This is a genomic window from Bradyrhizobium sp. WSM2254 (genome assembly GCF_000472645.1).
GTDB classification, from domain to species: domain Bacteria; phylum Pseudomonadota; class Alphaproteobacteria; order Rhizobiales; family Xanthobacteraceae; genus Bradyrhizobium; species Bradyrhizobium niftali.
Genome location: NZ_AXAB01000051.1, coordinates 57,040 through 72,185, shown reverse-complemented (window position 1 = coordinate 72,185; position 15,146 = coordinate 57,040). Strand labels below are relative to the sequence as shown.

The 15,146-nt window shown below is 63.8% G+C and carries 14 protein-coding genes; 7 read left to right on the top strand and 7 right to left on the bottom strand.

Features of this window, described 5'->3' with window-relative positions; all coding sequences use genetic code 11:
- Positions 1–198 (bottom strand): hypothetical protein (locus A3M7_RS50305; protein ID WP_210164303.1); only part of this gene is annotated, 198 nt, incomplete at its 3' end.
- 51 nt (positions 199–249) lie between these two features.
- Positions 250–1,194: a penicillin-insensitive murein endopeptidase gene (gene mepA / locus A3M7_RS0131605; protein WP_027547528.1), complete on the bottom strand. Its 945-nt coding sequence runs from the start codon at positions 1,192–1,194 to the stop codon at positions 250–252.
- A gap of 523 nt (positions 1,195–1,717) precedes the next feature.
- On the opposite strand from mepA, the gene A3M7_RS0131600 reads away from it, so the two are divergent.
- Positions 1,718–3,886, top strand: coding sequence for an EAL domain-containing protein (locus A3M7_RS0131600; protein ID WP_027547527.1), 2,169 nt, complete (start codon positions 1,718–1,720; stop codon positions 3,884–3,886).
- 80 nt (positions 3,887–3,966) lie between these two features.
- Positions 3,967–4,692, top strand: a complete 726-nt coding sequence (locus tag A3M7_RS0131595) for an RDD family protein (protein ID WP_027547526.1) — start codon at positions 3,967–3,969, stop codon at positions 4,690–4,692.
- Positions 4,693–4,698: 6 nt separating this feature from the next.
- On the opposite strand, the gene A3M7_RS0131590 is transcribed toward A3M7_RS0131595, so the two are convergent.
- Both A3M7_RS0131590 and A3M7_RS0131585 read right to left on the bottom strand, forming a co-directional pair.
- Positions 4,699–5,865: an acyl-CoA dehydrogenase family protein gene (locus tag A3M7_RS0131590; protein ID WP_027547525.1), complete on the bottom strand. Its 1,167-nt coding sequence runs from the start codon at positions 5,863–5,865 to the stop codon at positions 4,699–4,701.
- A gap of 205 nt (positions 5,866–6,070) precedes the next feature.
- Positions 6,071–6,526, bottom strand: coding sequence for a GNAT family N-acetyltransferase (locus A3M7_RS0131585; protein WP_027547524.1), 456 nt, complete (start codon positions 6,524–6,526; stop codon positions 6,071–6,073).
- 125 nt (positions 6,527–6,651) lie between these two features.
- Here A3M7_RS0131585 and A3M7_RS0131580 point away from each other — a divergent pair, with 125 nt between their 5' ends.
- The gene (locus A3M7_RS0131580) at positions 6,652–8,289 is read left to right on the top strand and encodes an amidase family protein (RefSeq protein ID WP_027547523.1); all 1,638 of its coding nucleotides are present in this window, start codon (positions 6,652–6,654) and stop codon (positions 8,287–8,289) included.
- Positions 8,290–8,362: 73 nt separating this feature from the next.
- Here A3M7_RS0131580 and A3M7_RS0131575 read toward each other — a convergent pair whose 3' ends face one another.
- Positions 8,363–8,632 (bottom strand): hypothetical protein, encoded by a 270-nt coding sequence (locus tag A3M7_RS0131575; RefSeq protein WP_027547522.1) that lies wholly within the window; start codon positions 8,630–8,632, stop codon positions 8,363–8,365.
- Between the two features lie 373 nt (positions 8,633–9,005).
- Between A3M7_RS0131575 and A3M7_RS45150 the strand changes: the two genes are divergently transcribed.
- Positions 9,006–10,307, top strand: coding sequence for a serine hydrolase (locus A3M7_RS45150; RefSeq protein WP_049823781.1), 1,302 nt, complete (start codon positions 9,006–9,008; stop codon positions 10,305–10,307).
- Positions 10,308–10,513: 206 nt separating this feature from the next.
- Positions 10,514–10,930, top strand: a complete 417-nt coding sequence (locus A3M7_RS0131565) for an SRPBCC family protein (RefSeq protein WP_025575903.1) — start codon at positions 10,514–10,516, stop codon at positions 10,928–10,930.
- A 392-nt stretch (positions 10,931–11,322) separates the two neighbouring features.
- Here the strand turns inward: A3M7_RS0131565 and A3M7_RS0131560 are convergent, their stop codons facing one another.
- Complete coding sequence (locus A3M7_RS0131560) at positions 11,323–11,979, bottom strand: phosphoribosylanthranilate isomerase (protein WP_027547521.1); 657 nt, start codon at positions 11,977–11,979, stop codon at positions 11,323–11,325.
- 139 nt (positions 11,980–12,118) lie between these two features.
- Positions 12,119–12,862: a methyltransferase domain-containing protein gene (locus tag A3M7_RS0131555; protein WP_027547520.1), complete on the bottom strand. Its 744-nt coding sequence runs from the start codon at positions 12,860–12,862 to the stop codon at positions 12,119–12,121.
- Positions 12,863–13,398: 536 nt separating this feature from the next.
- Between A3M7_RS0131555 and A3M7_RS0131550 the strand changes: the two genes are divergently transcribed.
- Together A3M7_RS0131550 and A3M7_RS49020 are read left to right on the top strand one after the other, a co-directional pair.
- A complete protein-coding gene (locus A3M7_RS0131550) occupies positions 13,399–14,427 on the top strand; it encodes a hypothetical protein (protein ID WP_027547519.1) in 1,029 nt (342 codons plus the stop codon).
- 125 nt (positions 14,428–14,552) lie between these two features.
- Positions 14,553–14,909: a hypothetical protein gene (locus tag A3M7_RS49020; RefSeq protein WP_027547518.1), complete on the top strand. Its 357-nt coding sequence runs from the start codon at positions 14,553–14,555 to the stop codon at positions 14,907–14,909.
- Positions 14,910–15,146: the final 237 nt, after the last annotated feature.

Here is a 15,146-nt window from a genome sequence, read left to right as displayed (position 1 = left end):
GACCCCCACGCGCCGTGGCAAAAGGGCGGCATCGAGAACGCCATCGGCCGCTTGCGCCGCTTCATCCCCCGAAAGACCGACCTCGAAAAGCTCCCAACCAAGCGCTTCCGCCAGTCCGTTGCCACCTACAACAACACCCCGCGCAAATGCCTTGACTTCAGAACCCCGGCAGAGGCCTTCTCCTCTCAACTGTTGCACTTCGAGTGTGAATCCACCTCCTGGCTTTCGCCAGGACGACGGCGGAGAGCCTTACTGCTTCGCATCCGCCGCGTGCAGCACCGCCTTGCACGCCGCCGGCATCTGGGTCAGCGTCATCGGCGGTTTCGGTTTTGGCGGCTCCGGCGGCGGCTTGGGGTGCAGCACTGCATCAGAGAACCAGTAGGCGAGATCGGCGTCCTTGCAGCCTTCGTCCTCGGACTGCGACGGCTGGCCCTCGCATTCGCCGGCGCCCGGCGGGCAGCGCATGCGGATGTGGAAGTGATAGTCATGGCCCCACCACGGCCGGATCTTCGACAGCCAGGAGCGGTCGCCCCTGGCCTCGCGGCACAGCGCCTTCTTGATCGCGGCATTGACGAAGATGCGCTGCACCGCCGGCTCCTGCGCAGCATCGCGCAGCACCAGCACATGGGACGGCGTGAACACCTTCGGGTCGATGTCGAGCCGGTCCTGCCGCACCATCATCACCGCGGACATCTCCTCGCGCTCCTCGCGCGAGAGCCGATGGTCCGGCATCGGCGTCAGCCAGATGTCGGCATCGAGGCCGATCTGATGGCTGGCATGGCCCGACAGCGCCGGCCCGCCGCGCGGCTGGGCGATGTCGCCGACCAGGATGCCCGGCCAGCCGGCGTCCTTGTGCGCCCTGGCCGCGAGCCGCTTGATCAGCGCGATCATCGCGGGGTGGCCGAAATTGCGATTGCGCGACAGCCGCATCACCTGCCAATCGTCGCCGTTCAGCGGCATCCGTTCGGCGCCGCCGATGCAGCCCTTGGTGTAGGAGCCGACGACATGCGCCGGCCCTTTCGAGGGCAGCAGCTTTCGCGCGAACAGCTCCTTGGCGCCGATACTGGGATCATTGGGGTTGGCGAGCGGCGGCAGCGGCTTTGGGTTGACGCTGCCCTTGTCCTGGGCCAGCGCGCCGCCGGCGGACAGGAGTGTCATGAAAAGCAGGAGAGGGGTGAGGCGGCGGGGACTCATGCTGGTCACCTTATAGCCCAACGCCGTGTCAGGGTTAAGAATTAGGCTCGTCCGCCGCGGCGGCCCGGCCTCGCATGGCGATCTCCCGCGCATGCGGCGGTCTTGTTCGTGCGGGGTCCAGTGTTAGGGGCGCGCAATCGAACGATCCGCATCGAAAATCCCACATCGGCCGGCCGTTTTTAACGGCGCGATAACCCTATGCTGCATTGACCAAAATTCATGCGTGGCGTGAGAAATACGCGCGGCTCGCATGCAATCGCATGCGATTTCGGAAATGATTCAAGTGAGCGCGCAATTTTGCGCCAGCGCACCGTCCCATCGCGACGGCGAAAACAGGTTTGCTGCGCCCGCCGCGGTTTTCGCGCCTCGCAAACAGGCACAGCAGGGCCGGCGGTCCGCTGTCAGGCCGGCGAAGATTACTTTTTTTTCAGACACTTGCCCCAAAACTTGCGGCCACAGGGCGCAACTGGGACATGTGAAGTTGAGTTTGGGGTCTCGAAAGCCAGGAAAGCGAAAGCGCAACGTGCGTGCTGCGGCCGGCCGGTCGCCGCGCAAGCCGCGTTTTGCGCGCGCCTCGCTTCGGCCCGCCGAACACGACGAACTCGTGCAGAGCCGCGCGGAGGCCGAAGCGGCCATCATCGAGGCGCGCAAATCGCATGAGCGGCTGCGCCAGGCCGTCGACCTGCTGCCGCAGGGCATCGTGATTCTCGATCCCGAAGGCCGCTACGTTCTCTGGAACAAGCAATATTCCGAGATCTACAGCAAGACCGCCGATCTGTTCGCTGAAGGCGCGCGCCTCGAAGACACGCTGCGCGTCGGCGTTGCCCGCGGCGACTATCCGGAAGCCGCAGGCCATGAGGAAGAATGGATCGCCCAGCGGCTGAAGAAGCTCTATCAGCCGGGCGCACGTCACGAGCAGACGCTGTCGGACGGCCGTGTCATCCTGATCGAGGAGCGCCGCACCGACGACGGCGGCGTCGTCGGCCTGCGCGTCGACATCACCGAGCTGAAGCAGCGCGAGGCCTCGTTCCGCCTGCTGTTCGACGGCAATCCCGTTCCCATGATCGTCTGCGCGCTGGACGACGAGCGCATCCTCGGCGTCAACGACGCCGCGGTCGCCCATTACGGCTATAGCCGCACCGAGTTCGAGAAGCTGAAGATCCGGTCGTTGCAGGCCTTCGACAGCGAGCCGCCCTGGACCACCGATCGTTCCAACGAGCGGGCTGCGCGCACCTGGAAGCACGTCAAGGCCGACGGCGCGCTGATCGACCTTGCGATCTACTCGCGCGAACTGACCTATGCCGAGCGGCCCGCGGTGCTGCTCGCGCTGATGGACATCACCGAGCGCAAGCGCGCCGAGGCGCGGCTGGCCTTCATGGCCCAGCATGACGGGCTGACCGGCCTGCCGAACCGCAACCTGTTGCGCCAGCAGGTGGACGAGATGCTGCTGCACACGCGGCGCAGCGCCGAGAAGGTCGCGGTGCTGATGCTGGGGCTGGACAATTTCAAGGCGGTCAACGAGACGCTCGGACATGCGGTCGGCGACAAGCTCTTGCGCGGCGTCGCCAAGCGGCTGCGCTCCACCCTGCGCGAAGAGGACGCGCTGGCGCGGCTCAATTCGGACGAGTTCGCGATCGTGCAGAGCGGGCTGACCCGTCCCGAGGACGCGGTGATGCTGGCCAAGCGCCTGCTGGAGGCCATCGCCGATCCCTATCTGCTCGACGGCCATTCCGTGGTGATCGGCGCCTCCATCGGCATCGCGATGGCGCCGGCCGACGGCGATGATTCCGAAAAGCTGCTCAAGAGCGCCGACATGGCGCTGTCGCGCGCCAAGCTGGATGCGCGCGGCACCTTCGCCTTCTTCGAGGCGGCGCTGCATGCGAAGGCGCAGAGCCGCCGCAAGACCGAGGTCGAGCTGCGCGACGCGATCCAGAACGATGTGCTGCGGCCGTACTACCAGCCGCTGGTCGACCTCTCGAGCGGCCGCATCACCGGCTTCGAGGCGCTGGTGCGCTGGCCGCATGCCGAGCGCGGCATGGTCTCGCCGGCGGAGTTCATTCCGGTCGCCGAGGAAACAGGCCTGATCAATCCGCTCGGCGGCTTGATGCTGCGCCGCGCCTGCTTCGACGCCGCGACCTGGCCCGACGACGTCCGCGTCGCCGTCAATCTGTCGCCGCTCCAGTTCCGCAGCGGCAATCTGCTCTCGATGGTGACGGACGCGCTGAAGCATTCCGGACTGCCGCCGCGGCGGCTCGAGCTCGAGATCACCGAGACGCTGCTGCTGGAGAAGAGCGCCCAGGTGCTGGCGACGCTGCATGCGCTGCGCGCGCTCGGGGTGCGCATCTCGATGGACGATTTCGGCACCGGCTATTCCAGCCTCAGCTACTTGCGCAGCTTCCCCTTCGACAAGATCAAGATCGACCAGTCCTTCGTGCGCGATCTCGGCGCCAACCGCGAAGCGCAGGCGATCATCCGCTCCATCGTCAGCCTCGGCAAGGGCCTTGGCGTCACCATCACCGCCGAAGGCGTCGAGACCGAGGCCGAGCTGAGCTGCCTCAGGGCCGAAGGCTGCGACGAAGGCCAGGGTTTCCTGTTCAGCAAGGCCCGCCCCAATATCGAGATCATCAGCCTGCTCGCCGCGCAGCGCGGCATCGATGCCGCCGACGAGGAAGACGCCGCGATGGTGGCGTGACTGCTGCCGCGGTGCAATCGAACCTCACGCGCGCTGCCGGCGTCTCATGATGAGATCCAATGATCGGATGGGGCTCCCCCATGACCTCTGATGCGCCTCCCCTGCCGCAGCCCGGACCGCGCTACGCCCGCTTCTCGCGGCGGCTGAAGGCGATCCTGCTCGATTGGATGCTGGCGATGGTCCTGCTGTTCGGCGCCTTGGCGGTCGCGAGCAATGTCGCGAGCGACGCATTGGCCCGAACCCTCGGCGTCGCAATCGTCGTGATCCTGCTGCTCTATGAGCCGGTCCTGGTCTCCCGCGCAGGCGGAACGCTCGGGCACATCTGGACGAACTTGCGCGTCGTTGACGATGGTGGCGGCAATTTGAGCTTTGCCAAGGCGCTCGCACGTTTCGTCGTGAAGAGCGTGCTGGGCTGGTATTCGTTCGTGGTCATGACCGCCACGCGTCGCAACCAGGCGGTTCACGACCTGCTCACGCATTCGACTGTCCAGATCCGCGACCCCGCCAAGGCGAATCCCGGACAGTTCGTCATCGAGCGGCGTGAGGATGACCCGGCGATGCCGTCGCGGCTGCGGCGTACGCTCGTGACGGTGGTCTATCTTGCGCTCAGCGTCTTGCTCTATTTCGGCGTGCTCGCAGCCCTGGTCCGGGGTGGCGTTCTGTCCCGCGCGTGCCTCAACCAGGACATTTGCTCGGGAAGCGACCGCATCGTCGATTTCGTCGCCGCTGCGGCGTTCCTCCTGATGATTGCCTTGGTGATCGGAATGGGCTGGCGAGGCCGCCTGCTCGGCGCACGCAAGGCGTAGACGAATTCAGCGGCCGGCGTCGACGCCGCCGGACAAAATCGCCTTCCCGACATCCTCGTAATGCGTGTCGCGCGCCTGGATCTGCTGCGCGATCGCATGCATGTCGCGAAACCGCCGCTCGAACGGATTGCTGCGGAATACGGCCGTGGCGCCGGCCATGTGGTAGGCGGCGTCCACCACCTTGGCCGACTGGTGAATGGTCCAGGTCGCGGCGAGGCGAACTGCGCTGCGATGCGCCGCGCTGAATTCGCCGGTTGCGGACAGGTCGCGCCACATCGCGCTCGCGGTCGCATAGAGATAGGTGCGCGCGGCGCGAAGGTCGCCCTCGGTGCGGCCGATCAGGCCCTGGACCGCCTGGTTGTCGCGCATGGCGCTCACCGCCAGCGACTGGTGCTTTTCCTGCGCCAGCGCAATCGCTGCATCCAGCGTGGCGCGCGCCACGCCGAGCGACACTGCGGCAAAGCCCAAGCTAAATGTCGAGCCGGTGCCGATCCTGTAGAGCGGACCCCGCTCGCGCAGCGCGGACGGCACGTCACGGAACGCGGTGAAGCGCTCGGGGATGAAGAGGTCGCTCACCTCATATGAATCCGTGCCGGTGCCGGCGAGCCCGATCGCCTGCCACACGTCATGCAGTGCGGCGCTCGTGGCCGGAAACAGGATGGTGCGCACCTCCGGCGATCCATCGGCATTTTTGCGCGGCACACCGTCGGCACCGACGATGCGGACATGCGCCCCCAGCCAGCTCGCCTGCCGCGAGCCCGAAGCAAAATCCCAGCGCGCGGTGACGCGATAGCCGCCCTCGACCGCGCGCGCCTCGTGCGCGATCGCACCCCAGGCGAGGATGCCCGGCTGCGTGTTGAAGATCTCGTGCGCGGTATCGTGATCGAGCGAGGCCGCGATCATCGCGCAGACGCCGCACTGGCCGAGACACCAGGCGGTGGAGGCATCCGCCTTCGCGATCTCCTCCAGCATCTGCATGAAGGCTTCGATCGGAACCTCGGCGCCGCCAAGGCTCTGCGGCAGCAGCGCGCGATAGAGCCCGTTCTCGATCAGCGCGGCGACGACATCAGGCGTCAGCCGCCGCGTCCGTTCGATCTCGTCGGCCTCGCCCGCGATCAGCGGCGCCAGGGCGCGGGCACGTTCGACCAGACCAACGCCGGGAGTTGCGTTCATGCGCGTTTCCTAGCCCATTCTGTTGTGAGCGGTCAGGAGACGATGGTGATCTATTTGGCGGGGAGGATCAAGATCACCTGGCCCGCAGACGAGGATCTGAAATCTCGCGATGCCCCGTAGCCCGGATGAAGCGAAGCGAAATCCGGGGACTTTTGGATCCGCGGCAGCCAACCCGGATTACGCTTCGCTTCATCTGGGCTACTGACTATTGAGCGAGCCATCGCTCCATGATGATCGTGCGCTCGTCACCATGATAGCTGTCGCGCACGGCATTGAACCCGAGCCTTGCGTAGAAGGCTTCAGCGGTGATCGACGATGGGACGGTCAGCGCGGAAATGTCCCGATCGCGCGCGGTCCGCTCGATCTCGGCCATCAGCAGCTTGCCGATCCCGCGGGCCTGAACGTCGGGAGCCACGAAGACCGTACGAACGACGCTTCCATCGAGGCTCGCCGTTCCGACGACGCGGCCGCCGAGGATGGCGACGAAAACGGTGCGTTTGCCGATCAGCTCCCGCACCGCGTCCGGACTGAAGCTGCGCTCGACCCGTTCGATGATCTCGTCCGAATAGTCCGTCGCATTGGTCTCGCGCAGTGCCCGCAAGATGACGCCGCTGATGTCATCGGCGTCATCGTCGAGCGCGGGGCGGATCGTGCAGTCCATGGATCGCTCCACCGCAGCCTTGACGCCGACGTCTGCGCCACAGCCTGGGCAACCGGCTTGTCGCGCAAGCGCACTTAATGCTACCGTTGGTAGCATATTCACGGGACGCCGTCCAAGGGGACCTCATGACGAAGCCACGCCGCCGCGATGCTCGCCTCGTCGCGGCTGTCACCCGCGCCGCGCCGACCGGGCTGAAGGTCGCGGACGCTTCCATGAGCGACATCGTCGATGCGCTGGCGAACGGGCAGGTCACCGCCACCGCGCTGACCAATGCCTATCTCGCGCGCATCGAGGCTTACGATCGCAATGGACCCATGCTCAATTCCGTCCGTGCGCTCAATCCCGACGCGCTCGCCATCGCAGGCAAGCGCGATGGCACGAGGCCGTCGGCCAGGCGGCCGCTGGCCGGCGTCCCCATTCTGCTGAAGGACAACATCGCCACCGGCGACAAGCTGCCGACTACGGCGGGCTCGCTGGCGCTGGAGGGCGCGCGCGCCAAGGGCGATGCCACCATCGTCAAGCTGCTGCGCGACGCCGGCGCCGTGATCCTCGGCAAGGCGAACCTGACGGAGTTTGCCAACATCCTCGCGATCGACATGCCCTCGGGTTATTCGTCGCTCGGTGGCCAGGTGAAGAATCCCTACGTGCCGACGCTGCTGGACGATCGCGGCATCCCGGTCGTAGACCCCGGCGGCTCGAGCTCGGGCTCGGCGGTCGCCGTGGCCGCAGGTCTGTGCACGGCCTCTGTCGGCACCGAGACCTCCGGCTCGCTGCTGCACCCTGCCAGCCGGAATGGCATCGTCACGGTCAAGCCGACCGTCGGTTTGATCAGCCGTGCCGGCATCGTGCCGATCGCGCACAGCCAGGACACCGCGGGGCCGATGACGCGCACCGTGCGTGACGCGGCGATGCTGCTGAACGTGCTGGCCGCCAGGGATCCGCTCGACCCCGTGACAGAGCGGCAGCGCAGGCCGGCCGATTACACGGCCGACCTCACACGCGATGCGATGAAGGGTGCGCGCATCGGTGTACCGAGCGACCCCGGCGATCCGCTGAACGATTCCTATTACGGCAAGTTGTCACCCGACGGGGCCAAGCTGATGGCTGAAGTGATCAAGGTGCTGGAGGATCTGGGCGCCGTCATCGTGCGAGCCAGCATGCCGGCGGCTGGCTGGATGAGCGGACCGGGCACGACCATGGCCGTGCTCAATCGCAATCCGCTGAGCGGCAACAAGGGCAATCCGGTCGCGCAGCGGATCGTCTTCCTCTACGAGCTGAAGCACGATCTCAACCTCTACCTGAAGGATTGGGCGACCCGCACCGACATCAAGACCATCGCGGACATCATTGCCTTCAACGAGGCTCATGCCGACAAAGCGCTGCGCTTCGGCCAGGATCTGTTCCTCGCCGCCGACAACACCCGGGGCGACTTGAGCGAGCGCGAGTACAAATCGGCGCGCGCCATGGACCTCCTCACTGCCAGGACGCGCGGCATGGACGCCTACATGAACCAGCATAAGCTGGACGCCGTCCTGTTCCCCGGCGCGACCGGCGCGGCGATTGCCGCCAGGGCCGGCTATCCCAGCGTCATGGCGCCCGGCGGCTTCGTCTCGGGCGCCGACGACAAGGACACGCCCGACTATCCGCTCGGCGTCGCCTTCGCGGGCCGCGCCTGGAGCGAGCACAAGCTGCTGCGCCTGGCCTATGCGTATGAGCAGGCGTCCCGCATGCGCAAGCCGCCGCCGGGCCTGGCTTCGCTCTAGATTTCAAAATTCGCCTTGCCGGGGCGGTGCTCACACGCCTCGCGGGTCGGGCCGGACGGCCAGCGCCCGACGCTCAGCCGTTCGGCAGCCACCACCCGAATATCGCCACGGCGAGGCACGCCAAAAGGCAGATGGCTTGATGGCCCATTTCCATCCAGTACTGGACCGGCGCGGTGTCCCTCTGGAAAACCTGTCTCGACCAGTCCAGCAGCCAGACCACGAGATCAGGACTGAAGGCCCTGATCTTCCGCTCGGCATAGCCATCCCGCAGCATGCGGCCGCAATCGACGCACAGATAGATAGCGACGACGCGCGCGACGATCTCGCATAGGAAAAACCGCATGCACGCACCCGTTCATCGCGTATGGATTCGACGACCCTGCCGCATGGCTCGTCAATCGGCGGGGGCCGTCGCTGTATTGGCACTACCCGGTTTGGTGCGGTTGGATTTGGTCCTGGTTCAATGGCAGGGCGGGTCATGTGTGCGCACGCCGACGATCCGAGTGGCGCAAAACACAGCCGCCATTTGCCGGTTGCTATGAGCTCTTCCGGCGCAAGCGGCCAAAGCAGAAGCGGAGCGCCGCATTTCGGCCGGCGTCGGCCATGGGGCCGCATGCTGACACCGTCTACGCGCAATGATAGCATGCCTCTCGTCACCGGCCTGCGAGGTTGTTCTCGTAAACGCACGCACAGGAACGTGTGAGGAGGCAAGTCCAATGAATTGGGGAGCGCTCTGCAGGCCGCGCGGTTGCCGCGGGTTTTTGTTGCCCGCCATTCTCGTCTCCGCGCTCTGGTCGCCCTTGGCCGGCGCACAGGACGCCCGAAGCTCTCCCGGCGAGCCGGGGCCGGTCTTTTCGGATAGCGGCCCCGATGCCGAGATCTACGGCGCGGCCGAGGGCTATCCGGTCGGCACGCGGGGGACCACCACCCAGCTTGACAAGCTCGTCGGGGTCTACAGCCATTTCGGCGAGATCTACCCCTCGCGCGCGATCGCTCGCGCGACGACGCCCTGGCAATTCAAGCGCGCGCCAGAACCATCGATCGCCTACAGTTTCGGCACGGAACGGCTGAGCATCGCGGATTACCTCAAGCGCAACCCGGTGACAGGACTCCTGATCGCCAGGGACGACACCATCCTGTACGAGCACTATCAATATTCGCGGACCGACCACGACCGCTTTCTTTCGCAGTCCATGGCCAAGACGCTGGTGGGCATGCTGGTCGGGATCGCGGTCTCGGAAGGACGGATCAAGTCGATCGACGATCTCGTCTCGACCTACGTCTCTGGCCTTGCAGGAACGGAATATGGAAACACATCCATCCGGGCCTTGCTGAATATGTCTTCGGGCGTCGAATTTTCGGAAAACTATGATGGGAACGATGACATAGCCCGGCTTGGGCGAGCCCTGTTCGTTGGAGAGACAAAAGATCCCGCCGCCGTCGTCGCGCAATTCAATACCCGAACCGCCCCGCCGGGGACCAAATGGCACTATGCAAGCGTGGAAACCGAGATACTGGGCCTAGTCCTGCGCGCCGCCACCGCCACCCCGGTTGCCGACTATCTCCACGACCGGATCTGGGATGCCATCGGCACCGAAGCGGATGCCTCATGGGCGATCGACGGTAGCGGGCAAGAGATTGCTTTTTGCTGCTTCAACGCAACCTTGCGCGACTATGCGCGCCTGGCCCGGCTGCTCGCACACGACGGCGCCTGGGAGGGGCGTCAGTTGATCCCGCGGCAGTGGCTGTTGGACGCCACGACCGTCAGACCAGGCGATGGTCATCTCGCTCCGCAAGTGGCCACACCCTATTTCGGTTACGGCTATCAGGTGTGGCTCCTCCCTGGCGAGCAGCGCAGATTTGCCCTGCTCGGCATACGCGGTCAGGTCATCCTGGTCGATCCCGCCTCGAAACTCGTCATGGTGCACACTGCCGTTCGCAAAAAGCCGTCCGAGCCGGGGGGCCTCAGGGAACCGCTTGCGTTGTGGACCGCCGTGCTTCAACAGCTCGGAAAATGACGATCTGACAAAGCTTTGAACCTCATCACGGCGCACCTGGTTGCCCGCTATCGCATTTTTGAGACATTGACGGCTCGACCATGTCGGCATGGACCGGTCTAGATCGTCCTTGGGTGGACACATCTCGGAAGTGCCGTGGATGGACCCCGCACACGTCGGTGATGCCGTCACCTTGAGCGGTGAAAATAGAAACAGGAGCAATGTTCATGAGGATCAGCGTCGAAACCACCGTAGCAGCCCCCATCGATCGGGTCTGGCGCGCTTATACGACGCCTGCCGACATCGTGAAGTGGAACGCCGCGTCCGACGACTGGCATACGACCAAGGCTACGGTCGACCTGCGCGAAGGCGGCCTCTTCTCGTCTCGCATGGAGGCCAAGGACGGCAGCATGGGCTTTGACTTCGCCGGCACCTACACCAAGATCGTCGAACACAAGCGGATCGAATACGCGTTCGGCGATCGAAAGGCTGAGGTCGAGTTCGCGCCCGGCCCGAATGGCATTGTCGTCCGCGTCGTCTTCGACAGCGAGCCGACACACTCGGTCGAGCAGCAGCAAGGCGGCTGGCAGGCGATCCTCGACAGCTTCGCACGATACGTGGAGGCGAAGCAGAAGACGTCGTGACGCCGTGCGGGGGCAGGCGCACAACCCATCCGCTACGCGCTAGCGCAGTTCCATCTCCGTCATCCTGAGGTGCTCGCCTCTTCGGCGAGCCTCGAAGGGCGACGGCCCCGCTGCCGCAGCGTGGCCCTTCATCCTTCGAGGCTCACCCAGCGGTGCGTTGCACCGCCGGGTTCGCACCTCAGGATGACGGGCTGACAGGTGTGACGCGATTGGATGATGGCGTCAGAGGTCGTAGGATGGCTAGAGCGAAAGCGAAACCCGTCAAATCTCGTCCTCACCATCGGATCGAGCGACAGCAATGACCAGATACTTCGCCCGCGAGGACGATGGGTTTCGCAAGAGCTCAACCCATCCTACGCGCTGCCGCGATACGCCAGGAAGAGAAGTACGCGCTAATCGCTCGTCGCAGCGCGATAGAAGGCTTCTACCTTGGCCAGGTCTTTTGAGTGAGTGCCCTCTCGATCCGTTCTTGTTTTCGAATCAACGCCGGCAGGTCGCACCGACCGAATAGCTTCCTTGACATTGTCCGGTCCGAGGCCACCAGCCAGTATGACCGGGGTGCGAACACGCTCCACGATCGTTCGACTGATGCTCCAGTCGTGCGTCACGCCCTGCGCGCCGATTTGCACATCACCCGTGCGATGACTGTCGAGCAGGATCCAATCGACAATCCCATCATAGGCTTGCGCCACGCCTACTGCCTCAGGTCCCGTGACAGGTACGCTGCGCATGAATTTGGTGTTCGGCAGGGACTTTCGCAGCGCCACGACAAGATCAGGCGTAAGCAATTCGCTTGATGCGCCAAGATGAACAATGGGCGGATCAAGCTCTCTCGCCATCCGTTCGATAAGAGCGACATCCGCCGAAAGGAACAGCGCGGAAAGCACGGACGGCGCCCGCATCATCTTCATGACCGCCAGCGCCTTCTGAACCGGAAGCTCCCGGGGGAAGGCTCCATCGCCGACGAGCACGCCGACATGATCCACGCCGATCGCCGATATCGCCTCGGCTTCCGCAGGTGTCGCGACTTCGTAAATTTGTGTCAGCATTGTCTTACACGTTGCCACCACTCAGTTGAGTAAACAGGATCGGCTGGTCCGGGGTCAACGGCCGTTTTGGGTCAATCGCGTCGGTCGGGCGATCGGACATGTTCGCGTATCGCTTCTGAGACGGGCGGCGGGCGTGGTGTCAGCGAGTGCCGGCGGGATCCCTGCAAGCAACGATGTCGCGGGGAGATTTTCGACCCGCTACCTCCGGCGGAGAGAATACTGCCAGGTACCCTCCATCCCCTGCGAGCTTATGTGTGGCGACCTCGCGATAGCCGACGGCGGTCAATTCGCAGCGCAGGAGCTCAGTTGGCGTGCCATGCTTCGACGTCGGAAGCTCAAGGTCGACAATTCCGACCCGTGCACCCTGCTTCAAGGCGGGCGCGAGGTTGTAGAGGAAGGCATAGGGTTGGGCGATCTCGTGATACATGTGCACAAGGATTGCGGCATCCAGCGAGGAAGCGGGCAGACGCGGGTCGTGTGGCTCGCCGAGCGCGAATAGCACGTTCGTCAACTTCAGAGATTCTGTTCGCCTGGCGAGTTCTATGAGGTAATCCCGCGTGACGTCCTGGGCAACGACAGAGCCGGCGGGTCCGACGAGGTACGAAAGTCTGACCGTGTGGTAGCCGCTGCCTGCACCAATGTCGCCGACTGTCATGCCAGGTTTCAGTTCAAGAACACGTGCGACCTGGCCGGCCTCATCGAGAGCGTCGCGGTGCTCTTCGGCGGAGCGGCGTGGGCTGACAATCCGTGCAACAGGGCGCAGCGGTGAGGGAAACTCGTTTGCAGCAACTCCGGGGGGAGCCAGATAACCTATGTCAGCGGCGTATGCGCGAGTTGCAGCAAACGCCACAAGTAGCGTCGCTGCATAAACCAGTGCCGTCACGCGCCTACCAGGCTTTTTCAGCCGGTCCAGGCGCAGTCGCCCAGGTTTTGTGAGCCCTCGATGTGCGCCCACCGTCAAGTCAACGATGTTCAGTGTAGCGGGCAACTCCATCCGTGCGCCTCGCGCTTACGCCCACCTGTCGGACCTGAAAGCAAATCCTATCAACCCAATGGATCTGCATTGGGTCAAGCCATTAATGTCCGTTGCGGGTCAAAATGCGCCGTTCAGGCGGCACGCCGTCCGCTTCCGGTCTACCCCTATGAGCCGACAAATTTGCGTTTCGTCTGCACTTCGTGTTTGGGCCATTAGCGGACATTGATTGGCCTTCCGCGTTCTCCGGAAAGCGTAGTAGGCTACGCCGACTGCCGTCCGTGCCCAATTGTTGCGGAGGGACTGGCCCTGAAACTTCGCCGCGGAAATTTTCTGCATATCGCCGCGGGGGCCGGCCAGATCGTGTTCCCGCCGCCGAAGGAGGCTCTCAATTCCGCGCGCAAAATTTCGCGTTGACGGACCGAACGAGGACAGGAAAAGCAGACATGGCCGCTTTTCAAGAGGTTTTCCGCCGCTCCGGCATCGATGAGCGCCGCAGCCCGCCGGGCATGGTGGTGCCGTTCGGCGGCTCCAACATCGTGGCGCTGATTGATCCCGGAAGAAAGCTCAAAGTCGATCCTAACCCCCATGCCCTCGGGATCAAGGAGATCGATGGCGCAGATACCCTTAGACGCGTGATGCAAGCCAGAGACATCTTCTCCGAACCCAATATCGATCCGCAGCTCAGGGCGGCGTCACTTCCCGCCACCTTCAATGGCGATGCACGGTTTTTCGAAATCAATGGCCGGATTAAGCCGATTGGCTTTCCCGGCCTGGAGGTGGTTGCCCGGTCGGCCGGCCGGAAGATCGAAGCCAGGCTCCATGTCGTCGTGCTGCGAGAAATCAAGATCAAGGTGGCGTTCCGCAATGTCATGGTTCCGGGGAGTGGCGGCGCTCCGGCGTTTCACGCCAAGAAGCCCTGCAGCGAGCAAGATGAATTGCTGACGATGAACAATATATGGAGGCCGCAGGCCAACATCCGCTTCGAGCGGGTGCCAAGCGACTGGCTGGTCGTCGACGACTCGCAGGCTGCCCTCAAACAGGAGCTCGCCAATGCGACTGGCATGAAGGATGCGAGCCTGGCGACTTTTCCCGATGTGATCGACGTCGAAAAACTGAAGGGCTTCTTCGTCAAACACAAAGTTCAGGGCGCCCATCTAACCATTTTCTGCGTCAATAAGGTTTGGTCCAATGGCGGCCTCGCCAATGGCTCGTTTGCTCGATCGCTGGACCTTGCCTTCATCAGCTCGCAACGCGGGCCTAACACGTCTGCCCATGAAGCTGGACATTTTCTCGGCTACTACTCGAAGAGCGCGAGCAAACCTTGGGACAGCCAAGGCCACACGCTGGAGACCGATCCGAAAACCGGAAAAGAAAACAGGGCGGAAGACATCAAGATGCTGATGCGCGGGGGAGGCGCCGGGTGGAAAATTCCGTTCAATCTCGTCAAGGAGTTCCGCGACTTCCCCGGCTAGCATCCGAAGATCAGACAGAAGCTGGAAATCACTCCAGACGTTGAATGTCGCCTTTGGGTCAAAACCGGTAAGCGCGCTCAATCGACCCTCGGCTAAGGGCCATGAGGCGACATGGCAGGTTAGGCATGTTATTGAAGGCGACCGACAACCGAAGCAGCTTCCCGGCTATGGATGAAACCGATCCTGAATATTGGCCCACCCAGTTGCGGGAGATCTTCGCTGCGATTGGGGCGGCCATGGTTGATACGCGATTGACGCCAGATACCCTCAAGTCAGTTCGACTTCCGAACGATGAATTTACGATCTGCCATGTCTCCGCCGAGAAAGCTGGATGGAAGCGCGGCCACTACCGAATATCGATGGCCGGGGGTCAGTGGACGTTCAGACCAGGGATATTGGAGAAACTTTCGCGCGAGGCTGTCAAAAGATATTCCACTCCTCGGCGTCCTCCGGATTCGGACACGACGATGCCCCGCAAGTGATGCCGTGTCTAACCAAGTCCGCTTTGGGTCAAAAGCAGCGGTGGACGCCAAGTTGGATCGGCGTCCGGTTTGCCCCTGACAGCCGACATGACACGCGCTCAATCGACCTTCGGCTAAGGGCCACAAGCGGAAATCGTCGCTCAATTCGATCACTTCGTCGGCCCCTGCCAAAAGGCGACATCTCGGGCTTGGCCCGGATATGAAAGAGGCCGCCAACTGAAGGGCGGCCTCAGCACA